This window comes from Achromobacter sp. UMC46, assembly GCF_014170335.1.
Taxonomy (GTDB): Bacteria; Pseudomonadota; Gammaproteobacteria; order Burkholderiales; family Burkholderiaceae_B; genus Achromobacter.
Genome location: NZ_LZZS01000005.1, coordinates 1 through 20,786 on the forward strand (window position 1 = coordinate 1; position 20,786 = coordinate 20,786).

Below are 20,786 nucleotides of genomic sequence, written 5' to 3' on the forward strand. Positions count from 1 at the left end.
GCCCCGCCCCGTGGCCGCCCCGGCGCCGATCGCCGGCGAGATGTCGATGAAGCGCTCGCGCCCCTCGCAGGCGAACCAGGCCTATGCCGACGCCGCCATGGCCGAGCCGGTGGCCGAAGCCATGGAAGTGTCGACCGCACAGATGCAGACCGACGCCACCAGCGCGTCGTTCCAGATCAAGAATCCGGCCACCGTGGCATCGGACAATTCATCGCAGCGCGTGGCCATCGCCACCGCCAAGCTGCCGGCCACGCTGCAATACCAGTCCACGCCTGCGCTGCGCGAAGCCGCCTTCCTGACCGCGCTGGCCAGCAACAACACGGACTTCCCGTTCCTGGCCGGCCCGCTGAACACCTTCCTGGACGACGCTTTCGTGGCGTCCAGCCGCATCAAGGCCGTCATGCCCGGCGAAAAGGTCGAATTGGCGATGGGCGCGGACGACGGCATTTCCGTCAAACGCCAACTGGTAAACCGCTTTACCGAAGGCACGGGCTTTTCGGGCAGCGGAAAGCGCGTGACCTATGAATACAAGATCACGGTCAAGAACAACAAGGCCACCAAGGAGCAGATCGTGTTCAAGGATCGCCTGCCGGTCTCGCGCAACGAGAAGATCGTGGTCAAGCTGCTGTCGCCCGCCGACCGCGACGTCAAGCGCGAAGAAGACGGCAAGCTGGCCTGGGAATGGGAGCTTGAGCCCGGCAAATCGCGCGAAACGGTGCTGAAGTTCTCGGTCGACTATCCGGGCGACGTCGACGTGTCCGGCATCTGAACCGCGCCTAGCGCATTTGGAATATTTCCTGGTGGAAGTGCTGGCGCACCGGCATGCCGCGCCGGTGCAGCCCCTGCTTCAATGCGTCGGCAAACCGGGTCGGTCCGCAAAACCAGACTTGGGGCCAGGGAGCCCCGCGCACATGTTCAGCCAGCAAGTCCGCCGCAGTCAACGGCCGCTGCGTATCGCTGAACCTCGTATGCAGCGTCACCCGCGGAATCTGTGCGCATAGCGTTTCCAGCATTTGAGCGAAAGGCGCATCGGCCTTATTGCGCGCGCAGTAGTACAGCGTCGCCCGGGGCGCGCAGTCGGGCTTGCTGCGCAACGATTCCAGCCAGGCGATGAATGGCGTCACGCCGATGCCCGCGGCCACCCAGATTTGCGGGCAGCCATCGTCCTGTTGGAAGTCGAAGCAGCCATAAGGCCCCTCTACCGTCACCGCCTGCCCCACCTTCAGGCTGGTTTGCAGGCGCCGTGTGTAATCGCCCAGGGCTTTGATCGAAAACCTGACGCGCCCCGTGCCGTCGTCTGCGCCCGATACCGTAAAGGGGTGCGCGCCTTCGCGGCGGTCGGCCGTCAGAAAGGCGAACTGGCCGGCGCGATGGCGCCAATCGCCCTGGACACTGCAGACGAGCGACAGGACATCGCCGGACAAAGGATCGATGGACAGCACCGTGCCCCTGTGCCGCCGGGCGCGGCCGATATTTCCCGTCAACGCCAGAACCGCACAGGCACTCCCCACGGCCGTCGCCGCCGCCACGAGCCATCCCGCGGGTTGCAGCCACCACGCGGCGGGCGTCAACACTACGCCATGAAACGCGGCCACCAGAAACACGACGGCGGCGATGCGGTGGACCTGGCGCCACAGATGATAGGGAAACCGTCGCCATAGCGTAAGCGCCACCACGACCACCAGGATCCAGACCGCCCATTCCCCGATGTCCTTGGCGGAACCGCGGAACACGTCAAGCCAAGCGGCCGAGCGCGGCGCCTTGGCTACGGGGTCGAACACCGCAAGCAGCAGCGGCTTGCCTATTTTGATCAGATAATGCGCTGCGGCAAGCGCTGTCGCCAGGATGCCGCTCCATTTGTGCAAGCGGTACATCTTGTCCAGGCCCCCCATCCGGGACTCGATCCATTGCGGGCGTACGGCCAGCAGCATGATCAGCGCCATCAACGTGTAAGCGCCCAGGCCCGTCAACAGAATGAGCTGCTCGCGTACGGTCCAGATGGTGAGCCCGGTCGGCGGATAGGTCCAGACCGTACCGGCCCAGGCCAACAAGGACAGCACCAGGACGGCGCCAAGCGTGCGTCGCATCGATTCATCCCTCCAGGGAACGTCCGAACAAGGCCACCATGGTAGCCCCGTGCGGGCAGTGAATCCGGTGCGTCGCACCCCTACATTGATCCCCATCAATGTCGCCAGGCTTGCGCGTGAACCGTCGACCCGCCTTCCGCTTCAGTGCAGGCGGCAGAAATCGACGAACGCGTCGGCATCCAGCGGCAGGGATAGCCCGTAGCCCTGCGCGACGTCGCAGCCCAGCTCGCGCAGCAACTGCACGTCGCGGTCTTGCTCGACGCCCTCGGCCACCACGCGCCGCCCCAGCACGCGGCCCATCTCGATGGCCGCGGCCACCACCGCGCGCGACGCCGCTTCCCGGTGCATATGCACGATGAAGTCGCGGTCGATCTTCAGTTCGGTGAACGGCATGGCTGAAAACAGCCGCATCGACGCGATGCCCGCGCCGAAATCGTCCATCGCCAGTTCAAAGCCCCGCACCCGCAACAGGTTCAGCACCGACGACAGCGCCAGCCAGTCGTTGACGGGCTCGTCTTCGGTCAATTCGATCTTCACCAGCCGGGCCGGCAACCCCGCCTGCGCCACCCGCTTTTCCAGCAGCGAGGGCAGATCCCGCGAACATAGCGTGGACGATGACGCATTGATGGCGACCGGCACCGCGATGTCCTCGGCATGCATGCGCTGCAAGACTTCGATGACGCGATCCAGCACCCGCAGGAACAGCATCCGGTCCATGCCCAATCGATGCGCGGCCGGCACGAAGTCGGCGGCGGAAATCGGCCCCAGTTCGGGATGGTCCCAACGCGACAGCGCTTCGGCCGCCAACACTTCGCCCGTCACCAGGCTCATCTGCGGTTGCAGCACGACGCTCATGCCCACGCCGGTGATCAGCGCACGCCCCAGTTCAGCCTCGATCACATCGCGCCGGACGGACTGCTGGCGGGGCGAGGACACGTCTTCGGCGGACAAAAGCGCGGTCTTGATCGCCTGCTGCATCGACGTGCGGGATACGGGCTTGGACAAGGCCTGCGCCGACGGGCAGCCCGCCTGCAGCGCCAGCCGCACGTGCGATTGCAGCAGCTCGTCGCTCAGGCTGCTGATCCAGATGATGGGCGGCATGGCTTTCACCCGGCCGACATCGACCAGGCGCCGCAGCTCGTTGGGCAAATGGGTGCCGTCGCCGTCGCCCATGACGATGTCGCTGATCACCAGGTCATAGAATTGGCGCCCCAGCGCGCTGACGGCCTCGGTGCTGCTTCCCACGCCCGCGACTCGGCGATATCCCAACGCCAGCAGCATGTTCTGCAAGTAGGCGCGCTCGACTGGATGGTCTTCGACCAGAAGAATTCGTCGAGCGGCTCCGGCGTCGGTTTTAGGCATTACGTTCCGTCCTAGCTTATAGGGCGGGCCTTTGCAGGCGGCCGCTTGAAATCCCTGGACTCAATCCTACGGCATCTGAAGGGGATCTGTCGTCATCGGCAACGGGTTAGTGCCATTTCCTTGCCGATAGGCGTAGGTTTGAGAAAGTCTTCCGCCGATAGGCTCGGCCCGTTACCCGGCCGCAACGCCCGGCCTCGCCCAGACGGACGCCATCGCCCGGCGCACCTGCCCGCCACCGGTGCGATAATGGCTGTCTTTACGCATCTACGGCACGGAGCATCCCTTGACCCGCATTGACGACCCCCAGCACGACCGCGAGGTCGGCACGGCCGACTCGACCCAGGACAACACACGCACCGACGACACGCGCATCAGCGCCGTGCGTCCGCTGATTTCGCCCGCGCTGCTCCAGGACGAACTGCCCGTTTCCCCCGCCATCCAGACGCTGGTCGAAGACAGCCGCGCCCAGATCGCCGACGTCCTGCATGGCCGCGACGACCGCCTGCTGATCGTGGTCGGCCCCTGCTCCATCCACGATCATGGCCAGGCGATGGAATACGCCCGCCAGTTGCGCGCCGCCGTGGACCAGCACAAGAACGACCTGCTGATCGTCATGCGCGTCTACTTTGAAAAGCCCCGCACCACTGTCGGCTGGAAGGGCTACATCAACGACCCGCGCCTGGACGGCAGCTTCCGCATCAACGAAGGCTTGCGCCGCGCCCGCGAACTGCTGCTGGACATCAGCGGCCTGGGCCTGCCGATCGCCACCGAGTTCCTGGACTTGCTCAGCCCGCAATACATCGCCGACCTGATCGCCTGGGGCGCCATCGGCGCGCGCACCACCGAAAGCCCCAGCCACCGCCAACTGAGCTCGGGTCTGAGCTGCCCGCTGGGCTTCAAGAACGGCACCGACGGCGGCGTGCAGATCGCGGCGGACGCCATGGTGGCCGCCAGCGCCAAGCACGCCTTCATGGGCATGACCAAGATGGGCATGGCCGCCATTTTCGAGACCCGCGGCAACCAGGACACCCATGTGATCCTGCGCGGCGGCAAGCAAGGCCCCAATTACGACGCCGCCAGCGTGGACGCCTGTTGCGCCGCCCTGCGCGCCGCGGGCCAGCGTGAGCAGGTCATGATCGACTGCTCGCACGCCAACTCCAACAAATCCCACCTGCGCCAGATCGACGTGGCCAACGACATCGCCGCGCAACTCGCCCAAGGCGATGCGCGCATCACTGGCGTCATGATCGAAAGCCATCTTGAAGAAGGCCGCCAGGACTTGAAGCCCGGCCAACCGCTGCGCCACGGCGTGTCCATCACCGACGCCTGCCTGGGCTGGTCCCAGACGGAACCGGTGCTGGACACCCTGGCGCTCGCCGTGCGCAAGCGCCGAGAAAAGGCGTCGGCCTGAGCCTGCGCGTCAACGGCGCAAGCCATAAGGCGCCGGATCGAACTCCGGCGCCTGCCCCGTGATCAGGCTGGCCAGCAGCTTGCCCGTCACCGGGCCCAGCGTGAAGCCGTGGTGCGCATGGCCGAACGCCATCCATAACCCGGCATGCCGGGGCGCTGGCCCGATCACCGGGCGCATGTCAGGCATGCACGGCCGGCAACCCATCCACGGTTCGTGCTCGACCGCGGCGCCCAGCGGCAGCAACTGCCCCGCCAACACCCGCGTGCGCTGGATCTGAATCGGCGACGGCGGCGCATCGCGCGCGGCGAACTCCGCGCCGGTCGTCAGCCGCACGCCCAGCGTCATCGGCGTTACGACGAATCCGCTTTCGATATCCGCTACCGGGTGCGACAAGGCCGCCCCGTCTTCCAGCGCGAAGTGCTGGTGGTAGCCCCGCTTGACCGCCATCGGGATGCGATAGCCCAGCGGACGCAAAACGTCGGGCGACCAGGGCCCCAACGCCACGACTACGTCGCGGGCCTCGATCACCCCATCGTCGCCTTGGACCTGCCAGCCCTTGCCCGGCGCCGCTTTCAGGCTGCGCGCGTCGCCGCGCGCCAGGTGCCCGCCGCGCTGCTGGAACAAGGCGGCATAGCCCCGCGTCACGGCGCCGGGATCCGACACGTTGACCGGATCCAGCCAGTGCACCGCCCCCACCATCCGCGCCGACAGCGACGGTTCCAGCGCCGACAGCGCCTGCCGGTCCAGCACACGGTAGTTCAGCCCATAGGACGCCAACGCATCGGCCTCGGCGATGGCGCGCGCCAGGCCCGCCTCGGTGCGCACGCCGTCGATCCAGCCGTTGCGCCGGAACAGGTGCGAAAGCTGCGCATCGTCCTTCAAAGCATCGTGCTCCGCCACGCTGCGCTCGATCAGCGGCAGCATCGCATCCGCCGCACGGGCCAGCCGCGCGGGCGAGGAATGCCACCAGTAGCGCAGCAGCCAGGGCGCCACGCGCGGCAGGAAGCGCGGATGGTAGCTGACGTCCGGCGTATTGTTCCGCGCATAACGCCACAGGCTGCGCCAATCGCGCGGAAAGGCATAGGGGATGACGCTGGCGCGTTCGATCAGGCCGGCATTGCCGTAGCTGGTCTCCTCGCCCGGACCGCGCCGGTCCAGCAACGTGACGGAACGGCCGCGCGCCACCAGATGCAGCGCCGTGCAGACCCCGACGATGCCCGCCCCAAGAACCACAACGTCTGTTTTCATGCGCCGGATTCTGCGCCAGGCGCCCGTGTTCGGCAAGCATGCGCACGCGTAGAATCCAACGCTGTCCATCGCCGACCCCGGAACTTCGACATGCCTCTTCCCTTGCTGCAGCCCGTCACACTCCAAGGCGACGTCGTGCGCCTGGAACCCCTTGCCATCGGCCACGCCGACGCCCTGGCCCGCATCGGCCTGCATCCCGAACTGTGGCGCCTGCAGCCCGAACCCGTGGCGACGGCGCAAGACATGCGCCGCTACGTCGACCGCGCACTGGCCGGCCAACGCGAAGGCGCCTGTCTGCCGTTTGTCATCGTGCAGCAACGCTCCGGGCAGATCATCGGCGCCACGCGCTATATGGATCTCGCGCTGGCCCACCATCGGCTGGAAATCGGCGCGACGTGGCTGACGCCCGCGGTCCAGCGCTCCGGCGCGAATACCGAAGCGAAATTTCTGTTGTTGCAGCACGCCTTTGAAACAATTGGTATCATACGCGTCGTCTTCAAAACGGAGCTGGGCAATACGCAATCGCGGCAAGCCATTCTTCGTATCGGCGGCGTCGAAGAAGGTGTGTTCCGCAAGCACCTGATCGCGCAGTCGGGACGCACCCGCGACATGGTCTATTACGCCATCCTCGACGAGGACTGGCCGTCGGTTAAAGCGCGCCTGCTGGCGCGCATGCGCCGCCCGCAATAGCATCGCGCGTTACGCTCTTTTCGCAGCCGGCCCCGCGTTCGCAAGAACCGGGCCCGTTACCGCACGACTGGCGGGCCGACGGCGCTTTTGCCTTCGCCGCCCTTTTCAAATCAGGTATGGACCCCTCTCCTCTCGTCCCGATCGCGATCTCCCAGGCGCGCCCCAGCATTTTCATCTACACGGAAGAACAGCGGGGCAACCAGCTGGTCGAATCGCTTGTCATCGGCATGCTGTCCGATGTGTCGGGCTCGGACAAGCTTGTCGTGGTGCAAGATCCGCACAGCGGCCTGAAGTTCATCTACCGGGTCGACCACGAAAGCAGCAACCTGGACGCCGCCGCCATCACCGAGCAGGAACCGGCGGCCTTCAACGGCAAGACATCGGTGCAGATCAACGCCATGTCGTACCGGCTGGGCACCGTCGAGAACGCCATGAAACTGCTGCGCGGCAAAACGCAATGGATCCAGGACAAGGGCGCGGTGCTGTCGGTGCTGTTGCAAAACGCCGCGGCCCGCAAGACCCGGTTCTCGTCGGCGCGCATCGAACGCGACCGCATGCGCAAGGTGCCGCAAGGCGTGCCTGTGGAGTACCTGCCTACATCAATCGGATAGCGCCAGCCGGACGGGTCTTATCCACAATTTCTGTGGATAAGACGCGCCCCGAGGCACGGCATGCGGCCGTTCGGGCGATGGCGCACGGGCTGGTCATTTTTTGATCAACCCCGATTTCTTTCGCTGGCGGATGCCATCCCCCGATGTTGCCGCGCCGCCGCAATCGGGGATGATGATATTCTCGCAAGCGCCAACGATACAAAACGTATCACGCCCCGTCCGACCGTGCGCCCGCGAGCATCGGACTCCCCCAGATAAGAAGCCGTAGCACATGACAAGAGCGAAAAACGTGCTTGCCCTTGGAGCGCCTCGCATGCAAGCGCGGGGGTGTACCGCGCCGTGACGATCATCATCGTCGACGACCACGGAGACTGGCGCGACACCATCGCCGAGTACATCCAGGATCTTGCCCTGGACAAAGCCATCCTCACGGCAGGTTCGCTGGCCGAGCTGGATCAACTGCTGCTGACGGTGACGCCCGGCATCCTGGTGCTGGACGCCATGCTGCCCGACGGCGACGCGCTGACCCGCGTGTCGCACCTGCGCACGACCTATCCGTCGATGGGCATCATCATGCTGACGGGGCGGCTGCTCAGCGAAGACAAGGTGTCCGGCCTGAGCCTGGGCGCCGACCACTACCTGACCAAACCCGTCAACCTGGCCGAGCTGGGCGCGACGCTCGTGTCGCTGTCGCGGCGGTTGCGCGTCGTGCCGCCCCCGGCGGGCGACGACCCGCAGTCCGACGCCTGGCGTTTCGACCCCGCGCGCCGGACGCTGCTGTCGCCCGCCCGGGTCTGCGTCGACATCACCGATACCGAGAGCCGGCTGATCGGCGCATTGATTCAGGCCGCGCCGCTGCCCTTGTCGCGCGGCCGGCTGGTCGAAGCGCTGGGCGCCAGCACCGATGCCTACGACACCCATCGGCTGGACGCCCACATGCACCGGCTGCGCCGCAAGCTGCGGGCCCAGGCCGGCGGCGACATGGGCATCCGCACCGTGTATGGCGTAGGCTACGTCTGCACCACGCCGGTGCAGATCGTCGGCAACCTCAAGCCCTGACAGGCCTCTTATGACGCACCCTATCCGCCCTCGCCGCTCGGTCCTCTACATGCCCGGCGCCAATGCGCGCGCGCTGGACAAAGCACGCAGCCTGGACGCCGACGCGCTGATCCTGGACCTTGAGGACGCCGTCGCGCCCGACGCCAAGGCGCAAGCCCGCGAGCAAGTCGCCCGCGCCCTGCGCGAGGGCGGCTATGGCCGGCGCGAATGCATCGTGCGCATCAATGCGCTGGATACGCCTTGGGGCCACGACGACATCAGCGCCATCGCGAAAGCCGGCGCCGATGCCGTGCTGTTGCCCAAAGTGCAGGCGGTCGACCAATTGGCTGCGCTGGCGCAGGCGCTGGACGCCGCTGGCGCGCCGCCCGACCTGCCGTTGTGGGCGATGGCGGAAACCCCGCTGGGATTCCTGCGCCTGGATGCGATCGCGGGCGGCCATCCGCGGCTGGCCGCCATCGTGGTGGGCACCTCCGACCTGGTCAAGGACCTGCACGCCCGCCACACGCCCGCGCGCGAAGAGACGCTGCTGGCGCGCTCGCTTGCCGTGATGGCCGCGCGGGCGCACGGCCTGGCCGTATTGGATGGCGTCCATCTGGACCTGCAGGACGATGCGGGCCTGGCCGCGGCCTGCCGCCAGGGGCGCGACCAGGGTTTCGATGGCAAGACACTGATCCACCCCAGGCAGATCGCCGCCGCGAACGACGCGTTCGCCCCCGATGCAGCGGAATTGGCCAGCGCCCGCAAGCGCCTGGACGCCTGGCGCGCCGCGCAAGCGGCAGGCCAGGGCGTGGCAGTGGTCGACGGCGCGCTGGTGGAAAACCTGCACGCGCAGGAAGCCGAGCGCCTGCTGGCGCTGGCTGCGGCGATCGCGGGCGGATAGCCCGGCGTCCCCCCTGCTTTCCGGATGGTTTCCGGTAGAAATGACCGGTTCGTCCGGGCCGTTTTGCGTGGTTCCCTGCGCCAATGCGCGCGGCCCGGTACAATAACGCCCACGACGGGACGGCGGCCTTCATCGGCCGCCCGCCTGATTCGCCCTTCGCGCCCGACTGCATCCATCAGTTCGCCAGCTTCGCGCGCGATCCCGCCCCGGTTCCCTTTTTTGCGCCGCGCCTTGTGGCGGGAGCCTTGCCGCGCGCCTGCCGCGCCACCCCCAGCCACACGATTCATGATCCGCTTCCAACAAGTTTCACTCATGCGCGGCGTCAAGCCCTTGCTCGACAAGGTCGACCTGCTGCTGAACCCGGGCGACAAGATCGGCCTGATCGGCGCCAACGGCGCCGGCAAGTCGAGCCTGTTCGGCCTGCTGCGCGGCACACTGCACGCCGACCAGGGCGACCTGGACTACCCCTCCAGCTGGCGCATGGCCTATGTCGCGCAGGAGACCCCCGCGCTGGACCGCCCGGCCATCGAATACGCGATCGACGGCGACGTCACCCTGCGCAAGCTGGAAGCGGAACTCGCCGCGCTGGAAGCCGAACCGGAAAGCGCCGAAAACGGTCTGCGCATGGGCGACATCTACGCCGCGCTTGCCGACGCCGACGCCTACACGGTGCACTCGCGCGCCGAACAGTTGCTGACCGGCCTGGGCTTCACGCAAGCTCAGATGCACCTGCCGCTGACGAGCTTCTCCGGCGGCTGGCGCATGCGCCTGAATCTGGCGCAAGCGCTGATGTGCCCGTCCGACCTGCTGCTGCTGGACGAGCCCACCAACCACTTGGACCTGGACGCGATCATCTGGCTGGAGGATTGGCTCAAGCGCTACCCGGGCACGCTCATCGTGATCTCGCACGACCGCGACTTCCTGGACGGCGTGGTCAACGTCATCGTCCACATCGACGAACGCAAGCTCAAGCGCTATTCGGGCAACTATTCGTCCTTCGAGCGCCAGCGTGCCGCGCAGCTGGAGCTGGCCCAGGGCATGATGGAAAAACAGATGCGCCAACGCTCGCACCTGCAGTCCTTCATCGACCGCTTCAAGGCCCAGGCCAGCAAGGCGCGCCAGGCGCAAAGCCGCATCAAGGCGCTGGCCCGCATGGAAGAAATGGCGCCGCTGCGCGCGGCCGCGGAGTTCTCGTTCGAATTCCGCGAACCGCTGCGCGCGCCAAACCCGCTGCTGACGATGGACAAGGTCAGCGCCGGCTATCGCGTCGAAGACGACGACACCCAAGCCGTGTCCGACAAGATCATCGTGTCGGGCATCAATTTCTCGTTGCAAGCCGGCCAGCGCATCGGCCTGCTGGGCATCAACGGCGCCGGCAAGTCCACCTTCATCAAGACCATCGCGGGCGACCTCGAATCGTTGGCGGGCGACACGCAATTCAATAAGGGCCTGTCGATCGGCTACTTCGCCCAGCACCAGGTCGAGATGCTGCGCCACGACGAATCGCCGCTGTGGCACATGCTGAAGATCGCGCCCACCGTGCGCGAGCAGGAACTGCGCAACTTCCTGGGCAGCTTCAACTTCAACGGCAACATGGCCACCAGCTCCATCGCCCCGTTCTCTGGCGGCGAAAAGGCCCGGCTGGCGTTGGCGCTGATCGTCTGGCAGCGCCCCAACCTGCTGCTGCTGGACGAGCCCACGAACCACCTGGACCTGGAAACGCGTGAAGCGCTGACCACGGCGCTGGCGCAGTTCGAAGGCACGCTGATGCTGGTATCGCACGACCGCCACCTGCTGCGCGCGACCACCGACGAATTCATCATCGTGGCCGACGGAGCCGTCAGCCCCTTCGACGGCGACCTGGACGACTACAAAGACTGGCTCTACAAGACCAAATTGGCCGCCAAAGCGGCCTGATCGCGTTACAATCCCGCGAATTGCCCGCACCCGTCATTTTCCGGACTTGTGCGGGCAACCTTCAACCACGTCCCGCTGTCTGCGGGACGCGTTTTTTCAGCGCTCGTAGATGACGATCAAAGACCAAGTATTCCTCGCCAGCCAGTATCTTGCGCCCCACCACCTGGTGTCGCGCTTTTTCGGATACGCCTCAGACTGCCGGGAACCCGCGGTCAAGAATTGGATGATCTCGCGCTTCGTCCGCAAATATGGCGTGGACATGAGCGAGGCCGTGCAAGAAGACCCGCTGGCCTTCGAGTGCTTCAATGACTTCTTCACGCGCGCCCTTAAAGACGATGCGCGTCCGCTGGACGACGAACCCGGCTCGGTACTGTGCCCGGCGGACGGCGCCATCAGTCAGATGGGCGCCATCGAACAGGGCCGCATCTTCCAGGCCAAGGGTCACAACTACGGCCTGGTCGACCTGCTGGGCGGCGACACCGAACGCGCCGCGCCCTTCCAGGGCGGCGAATTCGCCACCATCTATCTGTCGCCGAAGGACTATCACCGCGTGCACATGCCGGTTGCCGGCACGCTGCGCGAAATGGTCCACGTGCCCGGCCGCCTGTTCTCGGTGAACCCGCTGACCGCCCGCAACGTGCCGCGCCTGTTCGCGCGCAACGAACGCGTCGTCTGTCTGTTCGATACCGAGCACGGCCCGATGGCCCTCATCCTGGTGGGCGCGATGATCGTCGCATCCATCGAAACGGTCTGGGCCGGACTGGTCACGCCGTACAAGCGCCGCGTCAAATCCGTGCGCTACGACGACGTGGCGCGGGCGCCGATCCATCTTGAGAAAGGCGCCGAGATGGGCCGCTTCAAGCTCGGCTCCACCGCCATCGTGCTGTTCGGACCGGACAAGGTCCGCTGGGCCGACACCCCCTCGGTATTGGGCCCCGTTCGCATGGGCGAACTGCTGGCCTTGCCGTCCCGCGCCTGACGCAACCCGGCCGCGGTGCGCCAGTGGTGGCCGCCGCGCGTTCAATTTCGCTTTAAGCGAAACTGCTTTTCATGATTTATTCGCTTTATGCGATAAAGCGGCGTTGCTAGATTACGGGCTTTTACCGGCCCGCCATGACAACCACCGCCCTGCCCGCCGCCGCGCCCGATGGCGCCGCCACTAACCAGCCCCTGCCCCGCGCGCTTGCGCGCCTGCTGTCCCTGGACGACTTCGAAGCCGCGGCGCGGCGTCGCCTGCCGCGGCCGATCTTCGGCTATGTCGCCGGCGCCGCCGAAGACAACCACTCCCTGCGCGACAACCGGCAGGCATTCAGCCAGTATGCGTTCACGCCGCGCGTGCTGGTCGACGTGTCCCGCCGCACGCAGCAGACAGAACTGTTCGGGCGCCGCTACGCATCGCCGTTCGGTATCGCCCCGATGGGCATCAGCGCATTGTCGGCATACCGCGGCGACGTCGTGCTGGCGCGAGCCGCGCGCGAACAGAACATTCCGGCCATCCTGAGCGGCACCTCGCTCATCCCGCTGGAAGACGTCATCCAAGAAGCGCCCGGCACCTGGTTCCAGGCCTATCTGCCTGGCGACCCCGCGAAGATCGACGCACTGGTCAAGCGAGCCCGCCGGGCGGGCTATGAAACCCTGGTGCTGACCGTGGACATCCCCGTCTCGGCCAACCGCGAGAACAACGTGCGCACCGGCTTTTCGACCCCGCTCAAACCCGGCCTGCGCCTGGCCTGGGACGGCCTGACGCGGCCTCGCTGGCTGGCAGGCACCTTCCTGCGCACGCTGCTGGCGCACGGCATGCCGCACTTCGAGAACTCCTTCGCGACGCGCGGCGCGCCCATCGTGTCCGCCTCGGTGCTGCGGGACTTCACGGCCCGCGACCACCTTAGCTGGGAGCACGTGGCGCGCATCCGCAAGCAATGGCCCGGCCCTCTGATCATCAAAGGCATCCTGCATCCGCAGGACGCGGCGCTGGCCCGGCAACATGGGGCTGACGGCGTCATCGTGTCCAACCATGGCGGGCGCCAGCTGGACGGCGCGATCTCGCCGCTGCGCGCCTTGCCCGGCGTGGTAGCTGCCGCCGGCGACATGACGGTGATGATGGACAGCGGCGTGCGCCGCGGCGGCGACGTGCTCAAGGCACTGGCCTTGGGCGCCCGCTTCGTCTTTGTGGGGCGGCCGTTCAACTATGCCGCCGCCGTCGGCGGACAGGCCGGCGTCGCGCACGCCATCAGCCTGCTGCGGGCCGAGGTCGACCGCAACATGGCGATGCTGGGCATCAGTAGCGTTCAGGAGATGGACGCCAGTCTGCTATGGCGGGACGGCGCGCGCGGGGCGTAACGAAAACTGGGGCGAACCGGGGCGTCGCCCGGCATAGAATGGCGATTCCTTCGCCACCTGCGCGCCGGCCAGAAAGCGGCGCGCGCCCGTACCCGCCGTGTCCCTACGCCAATCCTCGTTTTTCCTGCGTTTCCTGACCCTCGGCGCCCTGGCCCACGTCTATGTCGGCGCCAGGCTGATTCCAGACGCGCAGCTCGGCAACGCCGGCGCGGCCGCCGCCACCCTCGCCCTGATCCTGTCGTGCATCCTGATCCCCCTGGGGATGCTGGGGCGTTCGTCCGTGCATCCGCCCTGGGGTGACCGCATCGCGTGGGTCGGCCTGATCGCCATGGGTCTGTTTTCGTCGTTGTTCGTGCTGACCGCGATCCGCGACGCGGTGCTGCTGCTGGCCTGGCTTGCCGATCTGGCGACGGGTGCCGACTTGCCCTGGATCCGGTTGCGCAGCACCAGCGCCTGGGCCGTGGCCGCCCTGGCGGCGGCCGGGACGCTGATCGGGTTCTACAACGCGCGCAGGCGGGCCCGTGTGGTCGATGTGGACGTGCCGATCCCCGGCCTGCCGCAAGAGCTGGACGGTTTCACCATCGTGCAGATCAGCGACATCCACGTCGGGCCCACCATCAAGAAGCACTACGTGCAGGCCATCGTCGATGCCGTGAACGACTTGCTGCCCGACGTAATCGCCGTCACGGGCGACGTGGTCGACGGCAGCGTCGAGCATCTGGCGGCGCAAGCCAGCCCGCTGGGCACGTTGCGCGCACCTTACGGCGTCTATCTGGTCACGGGAAACCATGAATATTATTCGGGCGCCGCGCCCTGGGTGGCGGAATTTCGCCGCTTGGGGCTGCGCGTGCTGATGAACGAGCACGCCGTGATCCACCCGTCGGGACTGCCCGTGGTCGTGGCTGGCGTGACGGACTACAGCGCGGGCGCGTTCGACCCGCAGCAGCGCAGCAACCCCAAGGCCGCGCTGGCGGGCGCGCCCGCCGACGCCTGCGCCAGGATCCTGCTGGCGCACCAGCCCCGCAGCGCCGCCGCCGCCGAACCGCTGGGCTACCACTTGCAGCTGTCTGGCCACACGCATGGCGGGCAGTTCTTTCCGTGGGGCTTCTTCGTGCGATTCCAGCAGCCATTCACCGCGGGCCTGCACCGGCTGGGCAAGATGTGGGTGTACACCAGCCGCGGGACGGGATATTGGGGCCCGCCAAAGCGGTTGGGCGCCCCGTCGGAGATCACGCGGTTGCGCCTGCGCACCGCGCCGAAGAGCGACTAGCCGCTAGCGATTTACGACGCCGCCTCCGGCGTGGTGTCCGGCAGCGGCCCGCGCTCCAGGTAACTCGTCAGCGCGATGTCGCTGGTGGTGTTGGTGATGCCGTCGATCTTGTGGATGCGCGCCAGCAGCAGCTCCAGCGCCTGGGTGTCGCGCACCCGCACCTTCAGAAGCATGGCGCTTTTGCCGGTGATGGTGTGGATCTCTTCCACTTCGGTCAGTTCCGCCAGCCCCAGCACCTGTTGGGTGATGCTCCAGTTGTTGGTGTCCACATGGATAAAGGCCAGCAGCGGCCGGCCGATCCGGGCGCCGTCCAGCTTGGCGGCGATGCCCTTGATCAGGCCGTCGCGCTTCAGGCGCTTGACCCGTTCATGCACTGCGGGCGCGGAAAGGTTCAGCATCTTGCCCAATTCGGCATAGCTGGGCGTGGCGTCGTCCGCCAGCAGCGTTAATAGTTTTCGGTCGCGGTCGTCCAGGTCTGGCATCGGAATCAGGTTCTGCCTTACGGCATTCGAACTTTTATGAAATAAGGAAATATCAGCGTTAACCCTTATTTTATTCCAATAAAATTGCCGGCATGCAGAATCGTAGCAATCGCATCACCCGCACGCCCTCATCCGTCCCCGCATTGATGTTCGCCGTCAGCGTCGTCGGCTCCAATGGCTTGGCGCTCAGCCCTATCCTGAGCGATGTCGCGCGCACGTTTTCGACGTCGGCGCTGACCATCAGCACCGCCATTTCCGCGTATGGCGCGGCCACGGCCGCCAGCGCATTCTTCCTGGCCGCGCGGATCGACCGCATCGGCATCCGCCGCGCCCTGCTGGGCGCGATGCTGGCGCTGATCGCCGCCCTGATCCTGTCCGCCAGCGCGCCGCACTGGATCGTGCTGACCCTGGCGCAGGCGCTGGCTGGCGCCGCCGCCGGCATCATCCTGCCTGCGGCCTACGGTTCGGCGTCGTTAGTCGCGCCGCCCGGCCAGGAAGCGCGCACGCTGGGCCGCGTCATCGCGGGCTGGTCGGTGTCGCTGGTGGCCGGCGTGCCGCTATCGGCATTGATTTCGGACGCGGTGGGTTGGCGCGCCACATATGGCGTCCTGGCCCTGTGCGCCGCCGTCGCCTTGCTGGGCTTGCGCAAGCTGCCGGAACGCCGCGCGGAAAACCCCGCACCGCTGCGCCTGTCGCGCTTGCTGGCGCCGTTGTCCTACCGCGATGTGCCGATCCTGCTGCTGGCCTGCCTGGCGTTCTCGTCGGCCTTTTATGGCGTGTACGCCTTCCTGGCGGACCACGTGCGCACCTTGCTGGCCTTGTCCGCGGGCCAGGTCGGCTTCATCGCATTCGCTTATGGCGCCGGCTTCCTGCTGGCCGGCATCCTGGGTGCGCCGCTGATAGAACGGCTGGGCCCCCGCCGCGCCTTGCCGTTGGCGCTGGGCGCGATCGCGCTGGTCTATCTGGCATTGCTGCCCGCCGCGCATGCCTTGGCCGCCGTGCTGGCCATCGCGGTATTCTGGGGCGCCGCGTCGCAATTGAGCTTGAACCTGCTGGTGCTGCTGTTGTCGCGCGCGCGTCCCGAAGAACGCGGCGCGGTGCTGGGCCTTAACACCTGCACCACGTACCTGGGCGCCAGTGTGGGCACGGCCATCGCCGGCACGGTCTACACCCATGCCGGCTTCGACGCCCTGGGGCTATGCGCGTCGGCGGCGGTGGGCATGGCCGCCATCGGCCTGCACTGGCGCTTGAACGGCCGCCGCGCCGCTCGCGGCGAAGCCACCGCCTGACAAGCCGCGCGGGATTACCAGGGAAAGCTGATCAGGTCGCCGTACAGGCGCTTCAGCGTACTTTTGACTTCCGGGGAGTTCTGATAGATCGAGATGAACTTCAGCAGGCGCGGATCCTGCGCCTTGTCCGGCGTCGTCACCCAGCGGATTGCGTAGCGGCGGATGCTGGCGGGGTCGGTGTTGTCGAACGCCAAACCGTCCTTCTCGTTCAACCCGGCCTGCTTGGCGAAGGTGGTGTAGGTCACCGACGCCGTCACATCGTCGAACGTGCGCGCCGACTGCGACCCTTCGATCTGCACGAATTTCAGCTTCTTGGGATTGGACACCACGTCTTCCAGCGTGGCCTCATGCGCCACGCCCGGCTTCAGCTTGACCAGCCCGATCGACTCCAGCAACAACAAGGCCCGGCCGGTGTTCACCGGATCGTTGGGCACCGCGATCGTGGCGCCGTCCGGCACCGTCTCGCCCTTCTTCAGCTTCTTGGAAAACAGGCCGATCGTGGTCGAGTAACCGAAGGCGATGGGCGTGAGGTTCGCGCCGCGCCGCTGATTGAACAGTTGCAGGAAAGGCTCGTGCTGGAAGAAGTTGGCGTCGACCGAACCGTCGGCCACCGCGATGTTGGGCAGCACCCAGTCGTTGAATTCCACCAGCTTGACGTCCAGACCTTCTTTCTTCGCCTGCGCGATCGCAATCTCGGTCGCTTCGTTCGCCACGCTGGGGATCACGCCGATGCGCAAGGGCTTGTCCTGCGCGATGGCGGAGGCCGACGCCGCCACGCCCAGGGCCGCGACGGCCGCGCCGCGCGTCAATTTGAAAAGCAGGTGCTTGAGAAGCATGAAAAATATCCAGAGGTCTTGAATAAACCGGCCCCGCGCCGGCGCAGGCGATATTGTGCAGCACCTTACGCGCCGCCTCCCGAAAGGCCTTTGTCACGCAATGGCAATGCCTGGACACCGGGACAGGCGCTAAGATGGTCGCAATCCGTCCCTTTCCGGAGGTCCTCATGAACGCCGTGCTGACCACCTTGCCCGGCGCGCGGTCCGCCGCCCGCCGCCGCGACCAGATCGAAGACCAGTTGGGCGCCCACAACTATCACCCCCTGGACGTGGTGATCGCCCGCGGCAGCGGGGTCTGGGTCTATGACGTTGATGGCCGCAAGTATCTGGATTGCCTGTCGGCCTATTCCGCGGTCAACCAAGGCCACTGCCACCCCCGCATCCTGGCCGCCATGATCGAGCAGGCCCGGAAACTCACGCTGACCTCACGCGCGTTCCGCCACGACCAGATGGCGCCGTTCTATGAAGACCTGGCGCGGCTGACCGGGGCGCACAAGGTCCTGCCGATGAACAGCGGCGCAGAGGCCGTGGAGACCGCCATCAAGGCCGTGCGCAAGTGGGGCTACGAAGTCCGCGGCGTCCCCCAGGACCAGGCCGAGATCATCGTCTGCGCCGACAATTTCCATGGCCGCACGCTGGGCATCGTGGGCTTCTCCACCGACCCGGACGCCTACGGCAGCTACGGCCCCTTCGCCCCCGGCTTCAAAGTGGTGCCGTTCGGCGACTTCGACGCCTTCGATGCGGCCATCACCCCCAACACCGTCGCTTTCCTGGCGGAACCCATCCAGGGCGAGGCCGGCGTGGTGATCCCGCCGGCCGGCTACTTCACCCGCGTGCGCCAGCGCTGCACCGAACGCGGCATCACGCTGATCCTTGACGAGATCCAGACCGGGCTGGGCCGCACCGGCAAGCTGCTGGCCGAAGCGCACGAAGGCATCGAAGCCGATGTCACGCTGATCGGCAAGGCGTTGTCGGGCGGCTTCTATCCGGTGTCCGCCGTCCTGTCCAACGCCGACGTGCTGGGCGTGTTCCAGCCCGGCCAGCACGGCAGCACCTTCGGCGGCAATCCGCTGGCCTGCGCCGTGGCCCGTGCCGCGCTGCAGGTGCTGACCGACGAAGGCATGATCGACAACGCGGCGGCCGTCGGCGCTTATTTCCTTGAGCGCCTGCGCGCCCTGCCCGGCCCCGTGCGCGAGGCGCGCGGACGCGGCCTGATGCTGGCGGTAGAGCTGGAACCCGACGCCGGCGGCGCGCGCCGCTTCAGCGAACGCCTGCTGGCACGCGGCATGCTGGTCAAAGATACCCACGGCCACACGCTGCGCCTGTCGCCGCCGCTGATCGTCACCCGCGAGCAAGTCGATTGGGCATGCGATCAACTTGCCGCGGTACTATCCGCCCCTTGAAGACCCGACCGGAGCCCCCCCCGTGCAGAACACCGCCACCTTGCCCACCCACATCACCCTGATCGGCGCGCCCACGGATATCGGCGCGGGCGCGCGCGGCGCGTCCATGGGCCCGGAGGCCTTGCGCGTGGCCGACCTGGGTCCCGTCATCGAAGCGCAAGGCTTCCAGGTGACCGACCGCGGCAACCTGTACGGCCCGGCCAATCCGTGGCTGCCACCGGTGGACGGCTACCGTCATCTGGATGAGGTCACGGCATGGAACCACGCAGTGCACGATGCCGTGTACGCTGAACTGGCCCAGGGCCGGCTGCCCATCCTGCTGGGCGGCGACCATTGCCTGGGCATCGGATCGATCAGCGCCGTGGCGCGCCATTGCCGCGAAGCGGGCAAGAAGCTGCGGGTGCTATGGCTGGACGCGCACGCCGATTTCAATACGAATGCGCTGACGCCCACCGGCAACGTCCACGGCATGCCCGTTGCCTGCCTGTGCGGCTATGGTCCCGAACAGATCACGGGCATGTCCGGCCAGACCCCGGACATCGAGCCGGGCTGGGTGCGCCAGATCGGCATCCGCAGCGTGGACCAGGGCGAAAAGCGGCTGGTCCACGAGGCCGGCCTGGAAGTGTTCGACATGCGCTACCTGGATGAAATGGGCATGCGCGCCACGATGGAAGCGGCGCTGGCCGGCCTGGACGCCGACACCCACCTGCACGTGAGCTTCGACGTGGATTTCCTGGACCCCGAGATCGCGCCCGGCGTGGGCACGACCGTGCCGGGCGGCCCGACTTACCGCGAGGCGCAGTTGTGCATGGAGATGATCGCCGACACCGGCCTGATGCGCTCGCTGGACGTGGTCGAACTGAATCCGGCCTTCGACGTGCGCAACAAGACGGCGGAACTGGCGGTGGACCTGATCGAAAGCCTGTTCGGCAAGTCCACGCTGATGCGCCGCGGCAGTTGATCCTGGGCCCAATCGGGCCTAACCCGCCCGTGCGCGGCGGATCGCCTCTGCCGCCGCCTGCAGATGGCGCAGATTCCGGTCGCGCTGTTCCCAGACGCGGGACGTAGGGCCCGCCATGCATAACGCGTACCACTCGCCGCCCAGATCCAGCGCGACCGCCAGCCCGGTCAGCTCTGCCACGCTTTCCCCCACGTTGGCCGCCCATCCCTGCGCCGCGACCCGCTCCACGTCGGCGCGCAGGGCATCGCGCGTGAGCAGCGTACGTTCGGTGTAGCGCGTGTAGTCCGCGACGGCCAGCATGCTTTCGCAGTCCGCCGGCGCGAGCCGCGCCAGGATCGCGCGGGCGACCGCGCTGGTGTGCAGGGGCCGGCGCGCGCCGGGACGCGCCGCATAGTGCACCGGATGGGTCGACTCCACCACGTCCAGGAACACCACGGCGCCGTCCTGGATCTTGCCCAGCATCACCGTCTCGTTGGACGCGTCGCGCAGGGCGGCCAGATGCGGCCGCACCTGCTCCAGCCACGGATCGCCCGTCTGGATCTGGGCGCTCAACGCATGCAGCTTGGCGGTCGGGTAATACCCCCCGCGCCGGCGCACTTCGTACAGATAGCCGCGCGCGACCAGCGTGCGCACGAGCGCCAGACAACTGGACATCGGGGCGCCCAGGCCCTGCGCCAATTCGGTCAACGGCATCGGCCGCCGAGTCTGCGCGAACAGTTCGATCAGCTCCAGCGTCCGCACGACCAGTTTCACTTCCATTGTGTCGACCCCGGTTCGGATTTGCCTTCAGAAGAAACGTAAATCTGCTAGGTAATCCACTGTGTTGACTTTTCATATGGGTGAACCTAAATTCTTGCACAGGAATTTCTATTCACCAATAAGAATTCAACTTCAGCCGGCTGGAGAACTGGCGCGTCGGACTGTGCGGTATCGCGTCATC

General features: G+C 66.8%; 19 protein-coding genes. 13 read left to right on the plus strand and 6 right to left on the minus strand.

Annotation, left to right across the window (positions count from 1 at the left end):
* Window positions 1-769: DUF4139 domain-containing protein (locus tag A9973_RS07695; protein WP_183013198.1), on the plus strand; the 769-nt coding region annotated here is incomplete at its 5' end.
* Window positions 770-776: 7 nt separating this feature from the next.
* On the opposite strand, the gene A9973_RS07700 is transcribed toward A9973_RS07695, so the two are convergent.
* On the minus strand, window positions 777-2,087 hold the full coding sequence (locus A9973_RS07700) for a ferric reductase-like transmembrane domain-containing protein (RefSeq protein WP_183013199.1): 1,311 nt from the start codon (window positions 2,085-2,087) through the stop codon (window positions 777-779).
* A 141-nt stretch (window positions 2,088-2,228) separates the two neighbouring features.
* On the minus strand, window positions 2,229-3,449 hold the full coding sequence (locus A9973_RS07705) for an EAL domain-containing protein (RefSeq protein ID WP_183013200.1): 1,221 nt from the start codon (window positions 3,447-3,449) through the stop codon (window positions 2,229-2,231).
* Window positions 3,450-3,732: 283 nt separating this feature from the next.
* On the opposite strand from A9973_RS07705, the gene A9973_RS07710 reads away from it, so the two are divergent.
* Entirely contained in the window at window positions 3,733-4,860 is a 1,128-nt protein-coding gene (locus tag A9973_RS07710; protein WP_220805413.1) for a 3-deoxy-7-phosphoheptulonate synthase, read from the plus strand.
* A gap of 9 nt (window positions 4,861-4,869) precedes the next feature.
* Here the strand turns inward: A9973_RS07710 and A9973_RS07715 are convergent, their stop codons facing one another.
* Window positions 4,870-6,108, minus strand: coding sequence for an FAD-binding oxidoreductase (locus tag A9973_RS07715; protein ID WP_183013201.1), 1,239 nt, complete (start codon window positions 6,106-6,108; stop codon window positions 4,870-4,872).
* Between the two features lie 90 nt (window positions 6,109-6,198).
* On the opposite strand from A9973_RS07715, the gene A9973_RS07720 reads away from it, so the two are divergent.
* From A9973_RS07720 to A9973_RS07755, 8 genes are all read left to right on the plus strand, one after another.
* Complete coding sequence (locus tag A9973_RS07720) at window positions 6,199-6,798, plus strand: GNAT family N-acetyltransferase (RefSeq protein WP_183013202.1); 600 nt, start codon at window positions 6,199-6,201, stop codon at window positions 6,796-6,798.
* A 116-nt stretch (window positions 6,799-6,914) separates the two neighbouring features.
* A complete protein-coding gene (locus A9973_RS07725) occupies window positions 6,915-7,409 on the plus strand; it encodes a hypothetical protein (protein ID WP_183013203.1) in 495 nt (164 codons plus the stop codon).
* Window positions 7,410-7,748: 339 nt separating this feature from the next.
* Window positions 7,749-8,468, plus strand: a complete 720-nt coding sequence (locus A9973_RS07730) for a response regulator transcription factor (protein WP_183013204.1) — start codon at window positions 7,749-7,751, stop codon at window positions 8,466-8,468.
* Between the two features lie 10 nt (window positions 8,469-8,478).
* Window positions 8,479-9,348 (plus strand): CoA ester lyase, encoded by an 870-nt coding sequence (locus A9973_RS07735; RefSeq protein WP_183013205.1) that lies wholly within the window; start codon window positions 8,479-8,481, stop codon window positions 9,346-9,348.
* Window positions 9,349-9,633: 285 nt separating this feature from the next.
* Entirely contained in the window at window positions 9,634-11,265 is a 1,632-nt protein-coding gene (locus A9973_RS07740) for an ATP-binding cassette domain-containing protein (RefSeq protein WP_183013206.1), read from the plus strand.
* Window positions 11,266-11,374: 109 nt separating this feature from the next.
* Entirely contained in the window at window positions 11,375-12,244 is an 870-nt protein-coding gene (asd, locus tag A9973_RS07745) for an archaetidylserine decarboxylase (protein ID WP_183013207.1), read from the plus strand.
* A 134-nt stretch (window positions 12,245-12,378) separates the two neighbouring features.
* Window positions 12,379-13,605 carry an alpha-hydroxy acid oxidase gene (locus A9973_RS07750; protein ID WP_183013208.1) on the plus strand — a complete coding sequence of 409 codons (1,227 nt, stop codon included), beginning with the start codon at window positions 12,379-12,381 and terminating at the stop codon, window positions 13,603-13,605.
* A 97-nt stretch (window positions 13,606-13,702) separates the two neighbouring features.
* Window positions 13,703-14,875 (plus strand): metallophosphoesterase, encoded by a 1,173-nt coding sequence (locus tag A9973_RS07755; protein WP_183013209.1) that lies wholly within the window; start codon window positions 13,703-13,705, stop codon window positions 14,873-14,875.
* An 11-nt stretch (window positions 14,876-14,886) separates the two neighbouring features.
* On the opposite strand, the gene A9973_RS07760 is transcribed toward A9973_RS07755, so the two are convergent.
* The gene (locus A9973_RS07760) at window positions 14,887-15,357 is read right to left on the minus strand and encodes an Lrp/AsnC family transcriptional regulator (RefSeq protein WP_183013210.1); all 471 of its coding nucleotides are present in this window, start codon (window positions 15,355-15,357) and stop codon (window positions 14,887-14,889) included.
* Between the two features lie 92 nt (window positions 15,358-15,449).
* Between A9973_RS07760 and A9973_RS07765 the strand changes: the two genes are divergently transcribed.
* Window positions 15,450-16,646 (plus strand): MFS transporter, encoded by a 1,197-nt coding sequence (locus A9973_RS07765; protein WP_183013211.1) that lies wholly within the window; start codon window positions 15,450-15,452, stop codon window positions 16,644-16,646.
* A 14-nt stretch (window positions 16,647-16,660) separates the two neighbouring features.
* On the opposite strand, the gene A9973_RS07770 is transcribed toward A9973_RS07765, so the two are convergent.
* Window positions 16,661-17,482, minus strand: coding sequence for a MetQ/NlpA family ABC transporter substrate-binding protein (locus tag A9973_RS07770; protein ID WP_183013212.1), 822 nt, complete (start codon window positions 17,480-17,482; stop codon window positions 16,661-16,663).
* 167 nt (window positions 17,483-17,649) lie between these two features.
* Between A9973_RS07770 and rocD the strand changes: the two genes are divergently transcribed.
* Window positions 17,650-18,885, plus strand: a complete 1,236-nt coding sequence (gene rocD, locus A9973_RS07775) for an ornithine--oxo-acid transaminase (RefSeq protein WP_183013213.1) — start codon at window positions 17,650-17,652, stop codon at window positions 18,883-18,885.
* 22 nt (window positions 18,886-18,907) lie between these two features.
* A complete protein-coding gene (rocF, locus tag A9973_RS07780; RefSeq protein WP_183013214.1) occupies window positions 18,908-19,846 on the plus strand; it encodes an arginase in 939 nt (312 codons plus the stop codon).
* Window positions 19,847-19,864: 18 nt separating this feature from the next.
* Here the strand turns inward: rocF and A9973_RS07785 are convergent, their stop codons facing one another.
* Window positions 19,865-20,605, minus strand: a complete 741-nt coding sequence (locus tag A9973_RS07785) for an IclR family transcriptional regulator (protein WP_183013215.1) — start codon at window positions 20,603-20,605, stop codon at window positions 19,865-19,867.
* Window positions 20,606-20,786: the final 181 nt, after the last annotated feature.

Excerpts from the sequence above, each read along its gene's own strand:
- A9973_RS07700 (WP_183013199.1), bottom strand. The coding sequence starts at position 2,087 with ATGCGACGCACGCTTGGCGCCGTCCTGGTGCTGTCCTTGTTGGCCTGG.
- A9973_RS07705 (WP_183013200.1), bottom strand. The coding sequence starts at position 3,449 with ATGCCTAAAACCGACGCCGGAGCCGCTCGACGAATTCTTCTGGTCGAA.
- A9973_RS07715 (WP_183013201.1), bottom strand. The coding sequence starts at position 6,108 with ATGAAAACAGACGTTGTGGTTCTTGGGGCGGGCATCGTCGGGGTCTGC.
- A9973_RS07720 (WP_183013202.1), top strand. The coding sequence starts at position 6,199 with ATGCCTCTTCCCTTGCTGCAGCCCGTCACACTCCAAGGCGACGTCGTG.
- A9973_RS07725 (WP_183013203.1), top strand. The coding sequence starts at position 6,915 with ATGGACCCCTCTCCTCTCGTCCCGATCGCGATCTCCCAGGCGCGCCCC.
- A9973_RS07735 (WP_183013205.1), top strand. The coding sequence starts at position 8,479 with ATGACGCACCCTATCCGCCCTCGCCGCTCGGTCCTCTACATGCCCGGC.
- A9973_RS07740 (WP_183013206.1), top strand. The coding sequence starts at position 9,634 with ATGATCCGCTTCCAACAAGTTTCACTCATGCGCGGCGTCAAGCCCTTG.
- asd (WP_183013207.1), top strand. The coding sequence starts at position 11,375 with ATGACGATCAAAGACCAAGTATTCCTCGCCAGCCAGTATCTTGCGCCC.
- A9973_RS07750 (WP_183013208.1), top strand. The coding sequence starts at position 12,379 with ATGACAACCACCGCCCTGCCCGCCGCCGCGCCCGATGGCGCCGCCACT.
- A9973_RS07760 (WP_183013210.1), bottom strand. The coding sequence starts at position 15,357 with ATGCCAGACCTGGACGACCGCGACCGAAAACTATTAACGCTGCTGGCG.
- A9973_RS07765 (WP_183013211.1), top strand. The coding sequence starts at position 15,450 with ATGCAGAATCGTAGCAATCGCATCACCCGCACGCCCTCATCCGTCCCC.
- A9973_RS07770 (WP_183013212.1), bottom strand. The coding sequence starts at position 17,482 with ATGCTTCTCAAGCACCTGCTTTTCAAATTGACGCGCGGCGCGGCCGTC.
- rocD (WP_183013213.1), top strand. The coding sequence starts at position 17,650 with ATGAACGCCGTGCTGACCACCTTGCCCGGCGCGCGGTCCGCCGCCCGC.
- A9973_RS07785 (WP_183013215.1), bottom strand. The coding sequence starts at position 20,605 with ATGGAAGTGAAACTGGTCGTGCGGACGCTGGAGCTGATCGAACTGTTC.